Origin of the sequence: Bradyrhizobium sp. AUGA SZCCT0160 (genome assembly GCF_018130105.1) — a bacterium.
In the GTDB taxonomy this organism is placed as follows: Bacteria; Pseudomonadota; Alphaproteobacteria; order Rhizobiales; family Xanthobacteraceae; genus Bradyrhizobium.
This window is the reverse complement of sequence record NZ_JAFCMD010000038.1, coordinates 32,501-50,115: the sequence shown is the minus strand read 5'-3', so window position 1 is coordinate 50,115 and position 17,615 is coordinate 32,501. Positions and strand designations below refer to the sequence as shown.

Genomic DNA, 17,615 nt, shown 5'->3' with positions numbered 1-17,615 from the left:
CTCGTGTGCAGCATTTCTTGTGCTAACCGCACACGGGACCGCGGGTGCAGCGCGCACCCGGTCTTCCCTGCGCCCTCTGTTTCGAGGGCAAGGAATTTCTGGCAAAGCTCGGGCGCAATGCGTAGCGAGGATGCGAAACTGCGTTTTGTATGATGGTGGCACAACAAACACCGCCGTCGTCCCGGCCTTGACCACAGATGCGCAATTGCGCATCGGGGGACCCATAACCACAGGAAGCAGTCTTGCGAATGGTCTCTGCTACTGAGCTTCACAGAGGGATCACGCGGTATGGGTCCCTGCGTTCGCAGGGACGACAGCAATCACAACAATTCCGGCTGTTCCGCCATGATGGCATCGCCGACGGCGATGCTGCCGCCCGTCGTCACTTCGGCATAGATGCCGCAATCGCCATGGCCGAGCCTGCGCTGCAGCGCCTGCGGGATGGCAAGGTCGCGCTCCGCGGTATCAGGGTCGACGTTGACGGCGGCGCAGCGGACGATCCGCTTCACCACCTTGAGCCTGACGTCGCCGATCGCGATGGTGCGGTCGAGCAGGTCGAACTCGTGCCAGGCCGGCCAGCCCTCGACATAGAGGTTGGCGCGGAAGCGCAGGGGATGGACGGGGTGATCGACCATGTTCTCGATGGCGCGCAGGCTCGCCAGGTTGATGATCGAGACCACCTTGCGGGCGACGTCGGAGAAACTGTGGCCGGGGCTGGTCAGAATCTTCGGCGGACCCTTGATCTGGCCGGCATAGCTGGTGGCGAAGAACTGCTCGATGGCGGCCCGGCCCTCGGCGGTTTCGAGGTTACCCTGCGCCGCGATCGCGCCGTTGTGCCGGATGGTCAGCACGTGGCTGGCATCGTCGAAATGGGTCTGCAGCGCCGCCAGCCAGCCGTCCCGCTGCAGCATCAGGAAATGCGGTTTTGGCAGCCATTTCGGCTCAGCCGGATCGAAGCCGGATGGGCCGTTTTCGATGGCGTAGCGGCGGTCGGCCAGCAGGGTCTCGCCAATGGTCAAGGCCGCGCGGGCGAGCGGCTCCGGGGTCAGGCCCTTGACGGGATAGCGGTAGATGCCGGTGATCTCGGGGGTTTTTGATGAGGTCATCCGGCCTTTTAAGAGATTCTTTTGCAGCCTGCCACTACGCTGAAATTGCAAAATCGGCCTCTTCCGTTTCTGGCCTGACATGCCCACATTTGCGTCAAGCCTGAAATGACGGCGACGACCGCCGGCTGGTTGAGGAATGTCAACGCGGCCGCGCGGAAACCCAATGAAGATGCCGCTTTCATGCCTTCGGGGTGAGGGCGGCAGGCCGAGGGAAGTGAAGCATGAACATTGAGAAATACACCGAGCGGGCGCGCGGTTTCATCCAGTCTGCGCAATCGCTGGCCGTGCGCGACGGCCACCAGCAATTCTCGCCGCTGCACGTGCTCAAGGTGCTGCTGGACGACAGCGAGGGCCTCGCCGGCAGCCTGATCGACCGCGCCGGCGGCAACTCCCGCGCTATCCTCAAAGCCACCGAGGATGCGCTGGGCAAACTCCCGAAAGTATCCGGAAGCGGCGCTGGGCAGGTCTATCTTGCCCCCGAACTGGCGCGCGCCTTCGATGCGTCCGAAAAGGCCGCCGAAAAGGCCGGCGACAGTTTTGTTACCGTGGAGCGGCTGCTGCTCGGGCTCACGCTCGAGAAGGGCAGCGAGGCTGCGACCATCCTGAGCAGGGGCGGCGTCACGCCACAAAACCTCAACGCGGCGATCGAAAGCCTGCGCAAGGGCCGCACCGCTGACTCGGCGACCGCCGAGAACGCCTATGACGCATTGAAAAAGTATGCCCGCGACCTCACCCAGGCCGCGCGCGACGGCAAGCTCGATCCGGTGATCGGCCGCGACGAGGAGATCCGCCGCACCATTCAGGTGCTGTCGCGCCGCACCAAGAACAACCCCGTGCTGATCGGCGAACCCGGCGTCGGCAAGACCGCGATCGTCGAGGGCCTGGCGCTGCGGATTCTCAACGGCGACGTTCCCGAGAGCCTGAAAGACAAGAAGCTGCTGGTGCTTGACCTCGGCTCGCTGATTGCGGGCGCCAAATACCGCGGCGAGTTCGAGGAGCGGCTGAAGGCCGTGCTGGCCGAGGTCACTTCGGCCGAAGGCAGCATCATCCTGTTCATCGACGAGATGCACACGCTGATCGGCGCCGGCAAGGCCGACGGTGCGATGGACGCGTCCAACCTGTTGAAGCCGGCGCTGGCGCGCGGCGAACTGCATTGCATCGGCGCCACCACGCTCGACGAATACCGCAAGCATGTCGAAAAGGATGCCGCGCTGGCGCGCCGGTTCCAGCCGATCTTCGTCTCCGAGCCGACGGTCGAGGACACGATTTCGATTCTGCGCGGCCTGAAGGACAAATACGAGCAGCACCACGGCGTGCGGATCACGGATTCGGCGCTGGTGGCCGCCACCACGCTGTCGAACCGCTACATCACTGACCGCTTCCTGCCCGACAAGGCCATCGACCTGATGGACGAGGCCTCGGCGCGGCTCAAGATGCAGGTCGATTCCAAGCCGGAAGAGCTCGATACGATGGATCGGGAGATCATCCGCCTGAAGATCGAGCAGGAGGCGCTCCGGAAGGAAAGCGATGCCGGCTCCAAGAGCCGCCTGCAGACGCTGGAAAAGGAACTCGCCGAGCTCGAGGAGAAGTCGGCGGCGCTGACGGCGCGCTGGAGTGCGGAGAAGAACAAGCTCTCCGACGCCCAGAAGCTGAAGAGCGAACTCGATGCCTTGCGCATCGAGCTTGCCAACGCGCAGCGCCGCGGCGAATTCCAGCGCGCGGGCGAGCTGGCCTATGGCCGGATTCCCGAACTGGAGAAGAAGCTTGCCGACATCGAAGCCAAGGAGAACCCCGGCGAGATGATGGAGGAGGCGGTTACCGCCGACCACATCGCGCAGGTGGTGTCGCGCTGGACCGGTGTGCCCGTCGACAAGATGCTGGAGGGCGAAAAGGACAAGCTGCTCAAGATGGAAGGCAGTCTCGGCCAGCGGGTGGTCGGCCAGGCCGAAGCCGTGCGCGCGGTCGCGACCGCCGTGCGCCGTTCGCGCGCCGGCCTGCAGGACCCCAACCGCCCGATGGGCTCGTTCATGTTCCTGGGGCCGACCGGCGTCGGCAAGACCGAGCTGACCAAGGCGCTGGCCGAATATCTGTTCAACGACGAGACCGCGATGGTCCGCCTCGACATGTCCGAGTACATGGAAAAGCACTCGGTCTCGCGGCTGATCGGCGCGCCTCCCGGCTATGTCGGCTATGACGAGGGCGGCGCGCTGACCGAAGCGGTGCGGCGGCGGCCCTATCAGGTGGTGCTGTTCGACGAGATCGAAAAGGCCCACCCCGATGTCTTCAACGTGCTGCTGCAGGTGCTCGATGATGGCCGCCTGACCGATGGCCAGGGCCGCACGGTCGATTTCCGCAACACGCTGATCATCATGACTTCGAACCTCGGTTCGGAATTCCTGGTGAACCAGCCGGAAGGCGAGGATACGTCCGAGGTGCGTGAGCAGGTGATGGCGATGGTGCGGGCGCATTTCCGCCCCGAATTCCTCAACCGGGTCGACGAGATCATCCTGTTCCACCGCTTGCAGAAGAGCGAGATGGGCCGGATCGTCGAGATCCAGTTCGCGCGGCTGCAGAAGCTGCTGGAAGAGCGCAAGATCACGCTCACGCTGGATGCCGCGGCGCGCGACTGGCTCGCCGCCAAGGGATGGGATCCCGCCTATGGCGCCCGTCCCCTGAAGCGGGTGATCCAACGCAATTTGCAGGATCCGCTGGCCGAAATGATCCTCGCCGGTGAGGTCGCGGACGGCGACCGCGTGGTGATCTCCAGTGAAGGCAACGTACTGACCTTCAACGGCAAGGCGCCGCAGACCGCCGAGATCGCGACGTTCGAGGCGCCGATCCCAAAGCGTAAGCTGAACTGAGTTGCTTGGCCGGCGCAGCAGCCGTTCCGGCAATGCACGCAAAGCGACATAGAACTTAAAACAGCCTGCCTCGCGCAGGCTGTTTTTTTTAGGCGATTGCAGCAGCGGTAAAATCGCTCGAACCGTTTGATTCCACTATGCAACTTGGGCGTGAGGTGTCGTCACATCCAAAGGAGGTGTGGTGCAAAAGCGACACGCATAGCGATTTAGCGCTCTGGGCGTAGAATCTCCTTGTGCAACCTGTGGACTCGTCTTCACAATCTCAAACAAAAGTTGTGGGGGCGTGCGATGCGTGCGGGTATCGTTGCTTGGTGTATGGGTTTGGCGCTGCTCGTGAGCGGCTGCGATCCGGGCTTATGTTCGTGATGGGTTGGCACTCAGCTCTATACAGCGGCAACGGCCTCATCCATCGAGCTCCAGAATATCTATCTGGAATACCTGTGCCGTAGCGCAAGCAATTATGTCGGCGCCGGCGTGCCGGGTTGCTCGGAGGTTCCGCCCAATTACTGGCCGATCATCGTTTAAGCCGGTTTGAATGATATTGATGCCCGCTGCGATTCATATCTGGCATGGCTTGACCTGAAAAGGCGCGAGAAGGCGGCCGTCCTTGCCGAGATCGGCGCGATCCGATTCGCAGTGGACGCGCTCACCAATCCAAACATCACGGGCGTCAGTGGAGTTGGCTTGGCCGCGATATCGGCGGCTTTTGGATTGGCCAATGACTCAGTCAAGAACTTCCATTCTTTGCTGCTTCAGGTCGATCAGACGACGGTCCAGAGTGTCGTGATCCCAAATCGTGACCTTTTTCGCAGGGATTTGCTCAAGTACTCCTCATCGATCGATAACAAGCCCTCTGCAGTCCACACGCTGCGAACCTACCTTTCGATTTGCATGCCGATGACGATTTCGGCGAACATCAATTCGACGGTGACCGTGTTCAAGCAAACCGGGATTGCCCCCGGATCCGGTCCTGTGCTTCCCACGATTGCCGCGCCGTTCACGCCGCGCGACAAGTTTGTTGCAAGGCCGACGCCGCCTGTTGACGTGATCAAAACCGTGCCCGGAGCCCACACCATTATTGACGGATATCCGGCTAACCGGCTGACCTATACCCCCGAAATCATCGAGACGATGCTGGCAGCACTCTGTGTGCCCGCGGGCGAGCGGACCCAGGTTACGGGCACGACGAAAACATTGCTGGAGATCTGGGAGCAGGCCGATCTCAGGAACGCGGCCCCGAATGGCAAGATCGACGACCGGGAACGCCGGGTGCTTCTTGGTCTGACGGAATGTCCAACCGACAAGGTGCTGAACGGTTTTGAGCGGCAGTCGTTCATGAATCCCAATGGCACGATGAAAAGTACGAAGCGCCTGATTACACTCCTTGATACGGCGCCGCCTGCTGCAGGTGTGACAGGCGGTGGCATATTCAACCGCGCCGCGACGCTGCAGGAAGCGCGCCCCAGAATCATGCAACTGAGGCGTGATTGCTTCCGGGGGTTGAAGCAGCTTCCCAACGGAATGACCAATCAACTCACGCGCGACTTCATGGAAGCATTGCAGGACTACTCAGATAAGCGTGACGCTATTGCCGCGCCGGCCGCTGGTCAGCCGGCCTCGCCGTTGCCGGCCTGCTGAACCCGGAGGACCGAGATGGTTTACGTCGTCAAGGAAGATGTGGTCGCCCGCTTGCGGGAGGAACCGCGCGCGACGTCGAGGAACAAGAAAACAATGCAGCAGGGAGATGAACTTGGCGACCCCGTTCGGGAGTCCGACGGTTTTCTCTTCTTTGAGATCAACGCCAACCTGAACGGCTGGATGCTCAAGGACGATTGCGAAGAATTACCTGATGCGGCCAGGCTGCCGATAAATGAGAAAGGCTTTGTTCAGGAATGCGTCAACGTCCAATTTCTCTTCAACGATGAGACGACTCCCGTGGAGGGAGCGCCGCCCGCGGTCACAATCCGGCCCTGGGTGGTTTCCGCCGATTTTCTGATCGCGCGGGCGCTTTATGAAACGGACATCAGGAATTTGGGAAGGAATATTCCTGGCTCCGACGGCGTTGGAGCACTCCAGGTCACCGTCGCCGAATGGAAGGATTTTACCGATAACGGCGGTGCGCTCGCCAAAGATGTCCGCGCGAGTGATCGCGACCATTCGGTGCTGCAGATCCCCGGCGCGGCCTGGCGGCAGCACGTCCATGGAAAGGCGATGAGCAAAATTCGCCTCGACGCCGGAAAGGCCACGGCGGAGGACCCGTTCATTCCGAGCTTCCTCGACATGTTCTTTGCGCATGTGACGAATAGCCCGGCCGCGGCGATCGCCATTCTCGATGCACAGGATGCAGGTACTGCGCCGGAGACCTCGATCAAGGACGTCCTCAAGGCCGTCATGACGGCCGAAGAACTGGCAGCGTTGTTCAAGGCGCGGGAGAAGCTTTCCGGCCTGCCGACGGTCTTCTTCGGCACAGAGGCCAATCCGAGCACGCTCAAGTCGGTTGTCGACATCGCGGAAGATACGCTCAAGAAGCTGCTGGTCGCCGCATTGGGCAGAATTGAAAAGCACCGACCGGAGATGATCCCGGTCGTGACCGCCGGAGGGGCTCCCTGGATGGCCGTCGCCGAGAAGGCCGAGGCTGAGGGCGTCAAGGAAGGTACGCACAATGCTGAAATCAGCGGATATTTCAAGCACACGGATTTTGGTGGCGACCCTAACACCAACCCACCCCCGGCATGGTGCGGAGCGTTCGCTGCGCATTGCATGAAGGGGTGTGACAACCCGATCATCAAGGAGAGTGTGCCGAGAGAAGCGGCGGCGGCGATCAGCTGGAGGAAATGGGGAGTCAATTTTTCGTTGCAGTCGCCCACGATCCCGCGCGGAGCCGTCGTCGTTCTTTCGCTCGAGCCGGGAGCGACCAGCGGAACCGGGCATGTCGGCTTCTTCCTCGAGTTCTCTGCGGACAAGAAGAAAGTCATTTTGCTCGGCGGCAACCAGAGCAGGAGAGTGGGCAAGACACCGTTCCTGGCGAGCCGGATCGCAGAGGTACGATGGCTTGACCAGCCTGGCGCAGTTGGAGCGGTCTCGATCGATGGAATCACGTTGCCGACAGATATCGCTGCCGCTAACCGGCAGTTTGGCGGTTTGATCTTGAAAGCTTTCGCCGACGAGGGTTATGGGCGGCATCACCAGATCGCCGCTCTTGCGAATGCAATCGGTGAGTCCAAACTCAATCCCAGGGCGCATAATACGCAGGGCGAGGATAGCGTGGGGCTGTTCCAGCTAAACCGCGATGGCGGCGTTGGAACCGGTCACACTGTGGAGCGGCTGATGGATCCGGCCTTCAACACGCATTTGATCATCGCGGAAGCCAACGGGGTTCCCTCCTTTAGAAGCGCCACGGATCTCCACACGGCTGTGGAAGTATTTGTGCGCCGCGTGGAGAGGCCCGCGGATCCGGCGGGTCAGACCACAAAGCGCTTCAAGATCGCGCAAGCCCTGATCGCTTGAGGTTGATCCTCGATTCACGAGCAATGAAAGCAGTCGCCGACTATTGGAGGAGTAAGTGATGGCCGCGTCAGCAGCTTCATCCGCACCTGTCGACTTCGACTTGGCCGCCGTGCCCAACGGCCGCGAAGAAATCGCGCGCCTGATCGTCAAATGATTCGCCGACGGTGGCCAACCGCAACAATTGGCCGCCCTGGCGAATGCGATCGCTCAGCCTGCGTGGAGATGACAGGCGACCGCGCGTCCCGGACCGAGTTCGCGGAGCGGCGGCTGATCGGTCTTGCACACTGCCATGGCGCGGGGGCAGCGGGTGTGAAAGCTGCATCCGGGCGGCGGCCGCAGCGCGCTCGGCACTTCGCCTGAAATCACCGCACGCGGCCGGCGCGCCTCCACCTCGGGGTCGGCGACGGGCACCGCCGCCATCAGGGCTTCGGTGTAGGGGTGCAGCGGATTGCGATAGAGATCGTCGCGGTCGGCGATTTCGACGAGGCGGCCGAGATACATCACCGCGATCCGCGTCGAGATGTGGCGGACGACCGCCAGATCATGCGCGATGAACAGATAGGTCAGCCCGAGCCGCTCCTGCAGGTCCATGAACAAATTGATGACCTGGGCCTGGATCGAGACGTCGAGCGCGGACACCGGCTCGTCGGCGATCAAGAGGCTCGGCTCCAGCGCCAGCGCGCGGGCGATGCCGATGCGCTGGCGCTGGCCGCCGGAGAATTCATGCGGATAGCGATCGGCCATGTCGGGCAACAGGCCGACGGAAGCGATCAGGGAAGCGATCTTGTCGCGGGTCGCCGCCTTGTCGCCATCGAGGCCGTGAACCGCCAGCGGCTCGCCGACGATGTTGCGGATCGTCATCCGCGGATTGAGCGAGCCATAAGGGTCCTGATAGACCATCTGCATCCGGCGCCGCACACCCAACAGTTCGGCGCCGCGGTGCGGGGCGATGTCCTGTCCCTCGAACACGATCCGCCCGGCGGTCGGCGTCAGCATCCGCAGCACCGCAAGTCCGGTAGTCGATTTGCCGGAGCCGCTCTCGCCGACGAGGCCCAGCGTCTCGCCGCGCCGGATCGTGAACGAAACGCCGTCGACCGCTTTGACGGTCGCGACCTGGCGCTGAAGGATGATGCCCTTGGTGACCGGGAAATGAACCTTCAGATCCTCGACCCGGAGGATGGTATCGACGGATGGTTCGGGCAGCGCGTCAGACATGGGCGAAACACGCTTTGGCGTGACGGTCGGCGACCTGAAGCAGCTCAGGCTTCGCGGTTCGGCATTGATCCAGAATCGCGCGGCAGCGCGGCGCGAAGGAACAGCCGGGCGGCAGGCTGGCCAGATCAGGCGGTTGGCCCTCGATCGGCATCAGGCGCCGGCCGCCGCCGCCATCGAGGCGAGGGACAGAGGCCATCAGGCCCGACGTATAGGGATGCTGCGGCCGGGCGTAGAGCTCGCGCGCCGGAGCGACCTCGACGATGCGGCCTCCATACATGACCGCGACGCGGTCGGCGTAGCGGGCGACGACGCCGAGATCGTGGGTGATCAGGATCAGCGATGAGCCGGTCTCACGCGTGACTTCCTTCAAGAGGTCCAGGATCTGCGCCTGCACCGTGACGTCGAGCGCCGTGGTCGGCTCATCGGCGATAATCAGGCGCGGCGCGCAGGCCAGCGCCATTGCGATCATGACGCGCTGGCGCATGCCGCCGGAATATTGGTGCGGATAGGAGCCGAGCCGGCTCGCTGCATCGCCGATGCGGACGCGGCCGATCAGTTCGGTCGCGGCTTCATAGGCCTTCTCCCACGGCGTGCCCCGATGCACGTTGATCGGCTCGGCGACCTGGAGGCCGACGGTCAGCGCCGGATTGAGCGAGGACATCGGCTCCTGGAAGATCATCGCGATCTTGTTGCCGCGGACCGCGCGGATGCCGGGATCGTCGAGCTTCAACAGATCCGTGCCGTCGAACAGGATTTCGCCGCCCTCGATCCGGCCCGGCGGGTTCGGGATCAGGCGCAGCACGGAGAGCGCGGTCACGCTCTTGCCGGATCCGGACTCGCCGACGATCGCGAGCGTCTCGCCGGGATCGACATGAAACGAGACGCCATCGACCGCGGTCACGGTTCCGCGCTCGGTGCGGAACCGCGTCGTCAGGTTTTTGACTTCCAGCAGTGGACGCGTCATCGCCGCGGCCCCGCTCAATGGCCCATCTTCTTCTTGAGGTCCTGATCGACCCAAATGCGGGCATAGATCGGTCCCGGACGAACCGCACCGGCGCGGAGTTCGCCAGCGTAGTTCTTCACCCAGGGCCACCAGGCCGTAAAGATGTACGGGGTGGGAAGCCACACATAAGGAGCCTTGTCCAGAATCTCGCGCGTCATCTCCTTCAGCATGGCCTGGCGCTTGCTCTCGTCCGGCTCAAGATAAACCGCGTCCATCTTCTTGTCGTATTCGGGATCGGACCATTGCGACGGGTTCCAGACCTGGCCCTTGACGAAGCTCTTGCGAATGGTCGTCGTCGGATTGGTGTGCCCGTTGTTCATGAGATAGCCCGGTGCATTGGTCTTGGTGGTCATGGCCGAAAGGAACGCACCGTATTCCATGGTTTGAATGTCCAGCTTGACGCCGACCTGCTCATAATAGGCTGCCAGCAGCGGTATCAGGTCGATATGGTCGGGATTGCACGCGCATACCTGCACCTTGAGGGTAAACCCCTTCGGAACGCCGGCCTCGGCGAGCAGCTTCTTGGCTTTCTCGGGGTTGTAGGTGAAGAGTTCCTTGATCGAGTCCGGCATCGCTTCGAGCGGCTCGAAATAGCCGAGATAATCGGGGTGCTGCGGGTAGGCGAACAACTCGGCGTTGCCGCCGTAATATTCCTTGACGATCTCCTGCTTGTTGACGGCGAGATTGAGGGCGCGCCGGACGCGAACATCGTCGAACGGCTTGGTATCGACGCGCATGGCGAGGAACTGGCCGCTCATCGAGAGCCATTTCGACCACTTTAGCTGCGGTGCGCTCTTCTTGAGCTCATCAACCGCGGACCATCTGATGTTTTCGAGAATGTCGAGTTTGCCGGTTCGCAATGCCGTGAGGAAGGTCGCTTCGTCCTTGATCGTGCGGTAGACCACCTTGTCGACCAGCGGGAGCTTGGTTTCGACGCCGTTGATCTTCTCCGTGCCCCAGTAGTTCGGATTCTTGACATAGGTGTTGGAGTTGCCTTGCACGAACTCGGCAAGCTGGAACGGGCCGGTTCCGTTGATGTTCTTCCAATTGCCGGCGCCGGCGTCGACGACTTCCTTCGGGATAATGCCGGAATAATAGCCCCAGCCGAAGCGATAGTCCCATTCCGCGTTGTAGTTCTTGAAGGTGAAAAGCACGGTGTGCTTGTCGGTGGCTTCGACCTTGTCGATGTGATCGAAATAAGTGGCGATTTTCTTGGGGCTCTTGTCGCGGTGGTTGAAGGAGAACACCACGTCATCGGCGACCAGTTCGCGCGCCGCCATCACCCCGGGCTTGTCGGGAAACATCACCCCCTTGCGCAAATTGATCTCGAGGCGGAGCGGATTTTGCTTCCACTCCCATTTTTCGGCAAGTTCGCCGCGGATCGCATCCGAAGGAATCCAGGCATCGGCGTAGAACGAATGCTTGCCGCCAAGCCGTTTGGACTTGGAGAGGTCCGCGGCGAAAAGTTGCTCGTAGACCTGGCCGGTATCGTGGTTCTGCTTCCAGTTCCAGTCGGCCAGATCCCAGGAGAGCGCCGAGAGCGTGACATAAACTGTCCCAATCTCCAGCGTGCCGCCGGGTTTTGGCGGCGCTTCGGATTGCGAGAATGCGGGGGTTGCAAGCGACAGCGCGACGGCGACTGACACGGCGGCGAGACGTGATGCGGCGCGTGAATGGGGCATGACTTCCTCCTGGATATTATTTTCTGGTTATCTTGATCCGCGCATGCGTGGGTCGAGCAGATCCCGCAGGGCATCTCCGAACACGTTGGTGGAATAAACGACGATCGTCAGACAAAGACCCGGCGCCAGCGCAAGCCACGGTCCCTGGAACATGAAGGTGCGGCCCGAGCCCGACAGCATGCCGCCCCAGGTCGGGGTCGGCGGCGGCACGCCAAGGCCGAGGAACGACAGGCCCGACTCGGCGAGGATCACGGTGCCGACACGCGTCGTAAACAGCACGATGATCGGCGGCATGATGTTGGGCAGGATGTGCCGCCACAGGATGCGGCCGGTCGAGGCGCCGATCGATTGGGCGGCGTGCACATACATGTTCTCGCGCACCGACACCACGGCGGAACGGATGATGCGCGACCCGGCGATGCCGAGCAGCAGACCGAGCGTGCCGATGATCTGCGGCAGGCCGGGGCCGAGCACCGAGACCACGACCAGCAGGATGATGAGATCGGGAAAGCTCATCCAGGCATCGACGAAGCGCTGCGTGACGAGATCGAACTTGCCGCCGAGATAACCGGTGATGATGCCGATCACGATCGAGATGATGGTCGCCAGCGTCGCGGCGGTAAAGGCGATGATCACCGAAATCTGGGCGCCATAGAGACAGCGCGAGAGCATGTCGCGGCCGAGATTGTCGGTTCCGAACGGATAGGCCCATGACGGCGCCATCAGGCGGTTGCGCGGGCTGATCTGGTTCATGCCATAGGGCGCCAGGACATCGGCGAAGATCCCGCACAGCAGGAACAGGATAAAGATGACGCCGCCGGCGGCGCCGAGCGGCTTCTCGCGGAACAGGCGAATGACGAAGCGGAGGACGCCGTTGCGCTCGGTCTTGCCGCTCGTGGCCGGAATATCGATCGCCAGCGTCATCAGCGGTATCTCACCTTGGGATCGAGCAGGCCGTAGCTCAGGTCGACGGCGAGATTGATCAGCATCACGCAAAGACCGATCACGAGGCTGACGCCGGTAATGATCGGATAGTCGCGCTGGCTGATGGCGTCGAGCAGCAACAGCCCCATGCCGGGAATGACGAAGATCTGCTCGACGATGACGGCGCCGCCGATCAGGATCGGCGCCTGCAAGCCGATCAGCGTGACCACCGGGATCAGCGCGTTGCGCAGCGCATGCCGGATGACGACCAGCTGTTCCGACAGGCCCTTGGCCCAGGCGGTACGGATATAGTCCTGGCGCAGCACCTCCAGCATCATGGTGCGAGTCAGGCGCATGGTGATGGCCGACAGCGCGGTGCCCAGAATGATCGCCGGCAGAATCATCTGCTTGAGATTTTGCAGGGGATTATCGGTGAACGCGACGAAGTTCACCTGCGGCGACCAGCCCCACCAGATCGACGGAAACACCATCACCATGGTGCCCATCCAGAAGCTCGGCACCGCCAGCATCAGGATCGAGAACGAACGGGTGAGATAGTCACCGGCGGTGTCCTGCCGGATCGCAGAATAGATGCCGATCGGCAGCGCGATGCAGAGCGCGATGATCAGCGCCATGAAGCCGAGCTGGAACGTGACCGGCAGTCGTGCGCCGAGCAGTTCGCGCACCGGCGTGTTCTGCCAGAGCGAGCGGCCGAAATCGCCGTGAAAAAGGATGCCGCCGATCCAGTGAAAATACTGCAGCCACATCGGGCGATCGAGGCCGAGCGTTGCGATCAGCTGGTCACGCGAGAGCTTGTCGGCGCCGACGTCGTTCTGGGCGAGCATCATGTCGATGACGTTGCCCGGCACCAGCCGCACGATGACGAAGACAATCAGGCTGGCAAAGAACAGCGCCGGGACAAGCGCCAACAATCGCCGTGCTAGATATGCCTGCATCCTTCGCTGCCCCCCATCGTCTTCTTGCAACAAGAGTGGACCGCGTACGAAATGCTCGCAAGCATTATCGCGACGCGCGCGATGCGATTTTGTCGCGGAGGAACTTGAGTGAAGTACGTGTGCGCGCAAAACATTCCGCGTCGCGGAACAGCAACGCATCCAACTTCACGCTGACGAAGATGAGAAGTGAAAAGATGAAAAGATGAGAAGCCGAGAAGCGCTGCGGCTCAGCGGCTGACTTGCCGCACCGATGGCGCAGCGGTGCTGCCGGCGGCGTCGGAGACACGCGCGCCGCCGCGATTGTTCATCTGGATATCGAGGCGATCGCGTTCCTTCTCGAAGCCCGCCATCACCTGGCCTTCGAGCGAGCGGCCACGCGGCAGCTTCACGCGCATCGGATCGACGAAGCGGCCGTTGACCAGGATTTCGTAGTGCACGTGGGCGCCGGTCGACATGCCCGTCGATCCGACGAAGCCGATCACCTGGCCCTGACGCACCCGCTTGCCGGGCTCCATGCCCTTGGCGAACGCCGACATGTGGCCGTAGGCGGTCTCGTAACCGTTGTTGTGCTTCAGCTTGACGTATTTGCCGTAGCCGCCTTCCCAGCCGACTTTCTCGACGACGCCGTTGCCGGAAGCGAAGATCGGCGTGCCGTAAGGCGTGGCCCAGTCGACGCCGGTGTGCATCTTGGTGTAGCCGAGGATCGGATGGCGGCGTCCGCCGAAGCCCGAGCGCATGATCGCGTTGTTGACGGGTTTGCGCACCAGGAACTTCTTCGCGCTCTTGCCGGTCTCGTCGTAGTAGTCGACGACCGAGTCGTCGGGGGTCTGGAAGCGGTAATATTTCTTGGTTTCGCCGCCGACCGTGAGCGAAGCGAACAGCACCTCGGTCTTTTCGGTGATGGTCGCGCCGTCGTCTTCGCCGGCGAAGAACACGTCGAAGGAATCGCCGGGCTGCACCTTGCGCTGGAAGTCGACGTCGTAGGAATAGATCTTGACCATGTCCTCGATGACGGTGGCCGGCACCTTGTTGCGCAACGCGGTCTCGTAAATGCTCTGGTAGAGCCGGACGCCGGTGCCGTCATCCTCATCGTCGTCGTCGTCTTTGCCGGCGGCCGCCTCGGCGACCGTGTTCATGCTCTGCACGTCGACGGCGACGTATTTGCCGACGTCGGACAGTGCGGCAACGGCCTCGATGGTGGTTTCGTTGGCGACGATCACCCGATAGGGCTGCAGCCGCACGCCCGGGCCGGGGGCAGCAGGGGCCATCAGGATACGGAGTTTCTGGCCTTCCTTCAGGCCGCCGTCGCGGCCGCGGGCGCCCAGCGTTGCGGCGATCGCCTTGGCCTCGTCCGGCGTTGCGCCCTGATCGCGCAGGATCGAGGTGACCGTATCGCCCTTCTTCACGATGTGAATGCGCTCGTTGGAAGGGTTGCCGCCGGTGATCTGGTCTTTGGTCTTCGGCAGCAGCGTGACGTTTTCCGGCACCACGCGGGTTTCAAAGCCGGCATAGGGGTCGGAGACGGTGCCCTCGGTGGCGTAGGCCAGCTTCATGTCGGACTGGACGCCGCTGGCATCGGCGGCGGCGTTCGCCAGCGCGGTATAGCGTACGCCGCCGGTGTTGCCGCGCCAGTTGGCGGCGTCCCGCACCCGCATCAGGACTTCGTCGAGCGCGACCACGGCGGCGAGTTTCGCCTTCGGCAGCACGGAAGCGAGGTCCTTGGTGACGAAGGAGACCTCGGCATCGGGTTCGACGGCATCGGGGTTGTTCGGATCATCGGCGGCGGCGGGGGTGGGGGCGCCGACGTCGGTCAGCATGCGCTGGGCGTTGAATGGCGGGATTTTTGCGGAAAGGTCGCTCGTCGTCATCGACAAATTGCCGGAGATCCGGATGAACGGCCGAACCCGCATCACATCGCGGTTGCCGACCCGGGTGACGGTCGAGACCCGCAAGACGTTGCGGGCGGCTGTCGATTCACCTGGCGGCGGCAGGCGGTCGCTCTTATGCAGGCTGGCGGAGCGATCATTGGCGCCGAAAGCGCCACGCAACGCGCCTTCGACGCGCTCCGGCACCTTGGCAAAGGTCATTTCGCCGTCGAGCGACGCGAAAACGGCGCCGCCGATAAGAGCTGCGCCGCACAGACCAGTCAGGATAGTGCCGCTAAACCATTGTACGGAGACGCGGCGGCGATCGATCACCGCGGCCTCGGAGCCATCGACGGAAAGCGGCGGCTCGTGACCGAGATCAATGATCCCGGTCTCGCGTCCATAGCCGCTTCCGCGTGACGCCCTCTGATTCAACCCTGTATCCCCCCAAATTCCATCAACATTCGACTAGACCTTCGCTCGATCCAGACCCGGTTTGCGCCTCCCTATAAGGAGGATCCCGGTGCATCGCGCGCCGCACGAATCGATATTCGGGAATCAGAGGCCAGAAGACCGGCCGCAATCTCGAACGTCAATGATGTGCAGATCTCTCGATGTTTCTCGGCCGCGTGGGGAAAGGCGACGGGTTCATTGAAATCGCCGATCCCTGGTAGACGAACACCGGCAGCCCCCACTGGCATCCGGGCGTTCCATGCTTACTTATAGTCAGAACGTCGCAGGATTGTGGCTCAAGTACGGCGCAAAGGCCCCAAATATCTAGACTTCTTGGGGTCCAAAATTTCTTCCACATCGTGCGACAATTTGTTGACGAAGGCCGTTGACAGGTCCGATCGGGTGGGCCTATAACCCGACCACTGAGCGCGGCGCTGCTTTGGCCCTGAGGCCAAGGCAAGTTGTCGCGCCCGTGAAGCTCCTCATTATGATGAGTGAATCAACAGCCGATACCAATCGGTTGTTATTTGCCGTCCGGTGAAGAGGCTTCCGGAACTCCCAGTAGTGGGAAGCTCCCAATCGATGGGAGATGGGTCCTTCGGGTCCCGGGCTGTTTGACAAGTGAAGATGAAGAAAGAGAAACGTGGACGGCGGAGTCCTTGCGGGCCTCGATTACTGAAATACGCAAGTATTGAAGTGTTGGGGCCGGACGAAAGACTTCGGCGGTACACGTTTACATAGGTTACACCATCGTTGCCCACGATGTGAATCGTAGGCAGCTTGTCGGCTTCGGCCGGCAAAAAATGGTGGGACCTCGTCAAACGTTGTGATCAGCCGGTTTGAAGTTTCAAGTCCAACTTGAGAGTTTGATCCTGGCTCAGAGCGAACGCTGGCGGCAGGCTTAACACATGCAAGTCGAGCGGGCGTAGCAATACGTCAGCGGCAGACGGGTGAGTAACGCGTGGGAACATACCTTTTGGTTCGGAACAACACAGGGAAACTTGTGCTAATACCGGATAAGCCCTTACGGGGAAAGATTTATCGCCGAAAGATTGGCCCGCGTCTGATTAGCTAGTTGGTGAGGTAACGGCTCACCAAGGCGACGATCAGTAGCTGGTCTGAGAGGATGATCAGCCACATTGGGACTGAGACACGGCCCAAACTCCTACGGGAGGCAGCAGTGGGGAATATTGGACAATGGGCGCAAGCCTGATCCAGCCATGCCGCGTGAGTGATGAAGGCCCTAGGGTTGTAAAGCTCTTTTGTGCGGGAAGATAATGACGGTACCGCAAGAATAAGCCCCGGCTAACTTCGTGCCAGCAGCCGCGGTAATACGAAGGGGGCTAGCGTTGCTCGGAATCACTGGGCGTAAAGGGTGCGTAGGCGGGTCTTTAAGTCAGGGGTGAAATCCTGGAGCTCAACTCCAGAACTGCCTTTGATACTGAAGATCTTGAGTTCGGGAGAGGTGAGTGGAACTGCGAGTGTAGAGGTGAAATTCGTAGATATTCGCAAGAACACCAGTGGCGAAGGCGGCTCACTGGCCCGATACTGACGCTGAGGCACGAAAGCGTGGGGAGCAAACAGGATTAGATACCCTGGTAGTCCACGCCGTAAACGATGAATGCCAGCCGTTAGTGGGTTTACTCACTAGTGGCGCAGCTAACGCTTTAAGCATTCCGCCTGGGGAGTACGGTCGCAAGATTAAAACTCAAAGGAATTGACGGGGGCCCGCACAAGCGGTGGAGCATGTGGTTTAATTCGACGCAACGCGCAGAACCTTACCAGCCCTTGACATCCCGGTCGCGGACTCCAGAGACGGAGTTCTTCAGTTCGGCTGGACCGGAGACAGGTGCTGCATGGCTGTCGTCAGCTCGTGTCGTGAGATGTTGGGTTAAGTCCCGCAACGAGCGCAACCCCCGTCCTTAGTTGCTACCATTTAGTTGAGCACTCTAAGGAGACTGCCGGTGATAAGCCGCGAGGAAGGTGGGGATGACGTCAAGTCCTCATGGCCCTTACGGGCTGGGCTACACACGTGCTACAATG

General features: G+C 61.7%; 10 protein-coding genes and 1 rRNA gene (1 of these 11 cut by a window edge). 4 read left to right on the top strand and 7 right to left on the bottom strand.

Annotation, left to right across the window (positions count from 1 at the left end):
* Positions 1 to 320: 320 nt before the first annotated feature.
* The gene (locus JQ558_RS35530; RefSeq protein WP_212296597.1) at positions 321 to 1,106 is read right to left on the bottom strand and encodes an MOSC domain-containing protein; all 786 of its coding nucleotides are present in this window, start codon (positions 1,104 to 1,106) and stop codon (positions 321 to 323) included.
* Positions 1,107 to 1,327: 221 nt separating this feature from the next.
* Between JQ558_RS35530 and clpB the strand changes: the two genes are divergently transcribed.
* The 3 genes from clpB (at position 1,328) to JQ558_RS35515 (ending at position 7,474) form a co-directional block, all read left to right on the top strand.
* A complete protein-coding gene (gene clpB / locus JQ558_RS35525) occupies positions 1,328 to 3,967 on the top strand; it encodes an ATP-dependent chaperone ClpB (RefSeq protein WP_212296596.1) in 2,640 nt (879 codons plus the stop codon).
* Positions 3,968 to 4,498: 531 nt separating this feature from the next.
* Positions 4,499 to 5,605, top strand: a complete 1,107-nt coding sequence (locus tag JQ558_RS35520; RefSeq protein WP_212274608.1) for a hypothetical protein — start codon at positions 4,499 to 4,501, stop codon at positions 5,603 to 5,605.
* Positions 5,606 to 5,620: 15 nt separating this feature from the next.
* Positions 5,621 to 7,474: a hypothetical protein gene (locus JQ558_RS35515; protein ID WP_212296595.1), complete on the top strand. Its 1,854-nt coding sequence runs from the start codon at positions 5,621 to 5,623 to the stop codon at positions 7,472 to 7,474.
* Positions 7,475 to 7,681: 207 nt separating this feature from the next.
* On the opposite strand, the gene JQ558_RS35510 is transcribed toward JQ558_RS35515, so the two are convergent.
* The 6 genes from JQ558_RS35510 to JQ558_RS35485 all read right to left on the bottom strand — a co-directional run bounded on the left by JQ558_RS35510 (position 7,682) and on the right by JQ558_RS35485 (position 15,554).
* Positions 7,682 to 8,689 carry an ABC transporter ATP-binding protein gene (locus JQ558_RS35510; protein ID WP_210337426.1) on the bottom strand — a complete coding sequence of 336 codons (1,008 nt, stop codon included), beginning with the start codon at positions 8,687 to 8,689 and terminating at the stop codon, positions 7,682 to 7,684.
* Complete coding sequence (locus JQ558_RS35505; protein WP_212296594.1) at positions 8,682 to 9,653, bottom strand: ABC transporter ATP-binding protein; 972 nt, start codon at positions 9,651 to 9,653, stop codon at positions 8,682 to 8,684. The genes JQ558_RS35510 and JQ558_RS35505 overlap by 8 nt, the downstream gene beginning before the upstream one ends.
* A 14-nt stretch (positions 9,654 to 9,667) precedes the next feature.
* On the bottom strand, positions 9,668 to 11,374 hold the full coding sequence (locus tag JQ558_RS35500; RefSeq protein WP_212296593.1) for an ABC transporter substrate-binding protein: 1,707 nt from the start codon (positions 11,372 to 11,374) through the stop codon (positions 9,668 to 9,670).
* Between the two features lie 27 nt (positions 11,375 to 11,401).
* Positions 11,402 to 12,298, bottom strand: coding sequence for an ABC transporter permease (locus JQ558_RS35495; protein ID WP_212213980.1), 897 nt, complete (start codon positions 12,296 to 12,298; stop codon positions 11,402 to 11,404).
* Positions 12,298 to 13,254: an ABC transporter permease gene (locus JQ558_RS35490; RefSeq protein WP_212213983.1), complete on the bottom strand. Its 957-nt coding sequence runs from the start codon at positions 13,252 to 13,254 to the stop codon at positions 12,298 to 12,300. The genes JQ558_RS35495 and JQ558_RS35490 overlap by 1 nt, the downstream gene beginning before the upstream one ends.
* A 227-nt stretch (positions 13,255 to 13,481) precedes the next feature.
* Positions 13,482 to 15,554: a M23 family metallopeptidase gene (locus JQ558_RS35485; protein WP_212296592.1), complete on the bottom strand. Its 2,073-nt coding sequence runs from the start codon at positions 15,552 to 15,554 to the stop codon at positions 13,482 to 13,484.
* An 872-nt stretch (positions 15,555 to 16,426) separates the two neighbouring features.
* Here JQ558_RS35485 and JQ558_RS35480 point away from each other — a divergent pair.
* A 16S ribosomal RNA gene (locus JQ558_RS35480) occupies positions 16,427 to 17,615 on the top strand; it runs 302 nt beyond the window's last position.

What these genes read in the sequence shown, in the direction of transcription:
- JQ558_RS35505 (WP_212296594.1), bottom strand. Translation starts at nt 9,653, where the DNA reads ATGACGCGTCCACTGCTGGAAGTCAAAAACCTGACGACGCGGTTCCGC.
- JQ558_RS35500 (WP_212296593.1), bottom strand. Translation starts at nt 11,374, where the DNA reads ATGCCCCATTCACGCGCCGCATCACGTCTCGCCGCCGTGTCAGTCGCC.
- JQ558_RS35490 (WP_212213983.1), bottom strand. Translation starts at nt 13,254, where the DNA reads ATGCAGGCATATCTAGCACGGCGATTGTTGGCGCTTGTCCCGGCGCTG.
- JQ558_RS35495 (WP_212213980.1), bottom strand. Translation starts at nt 12,298, where the DNA reads ATGACGCTGGCGATCGATATTCCGGCCACGAGCGGCAAGACCGAGCGC.
- JQ558_RS35530 (WP_212296597.1), bottom strand. Translation starts at nt 1,106, where the DNA reads ATGACCTCATCAAAAACCCCCGAGATCACCGGCATCTACCGCTATCCC.
- JQ558_RS35510 (WP_210337426.1), bottom strand. Translation starts at nt 8,689, where the DNA reads ATGTCTGACGCGCTGCCCGAACCATCCGTCGATACCATCCTCCGGGTC.
- clpB (WP_212296596.1), top strand. Translation starts at nt 1,328, where the DNA reads ATGAACATTGAGAAATACACCGAGCGGGCGCGCGGTTTCATCCAGTCT.
- JQ558_RS35515 (WP_212296595.1), top strand. Translation starts at nt 5,621, where the DNA reads ATGGTTTACGTCGTCAAGGAAGATGTGGTCGCCCGCTTGCGGGAGGAA.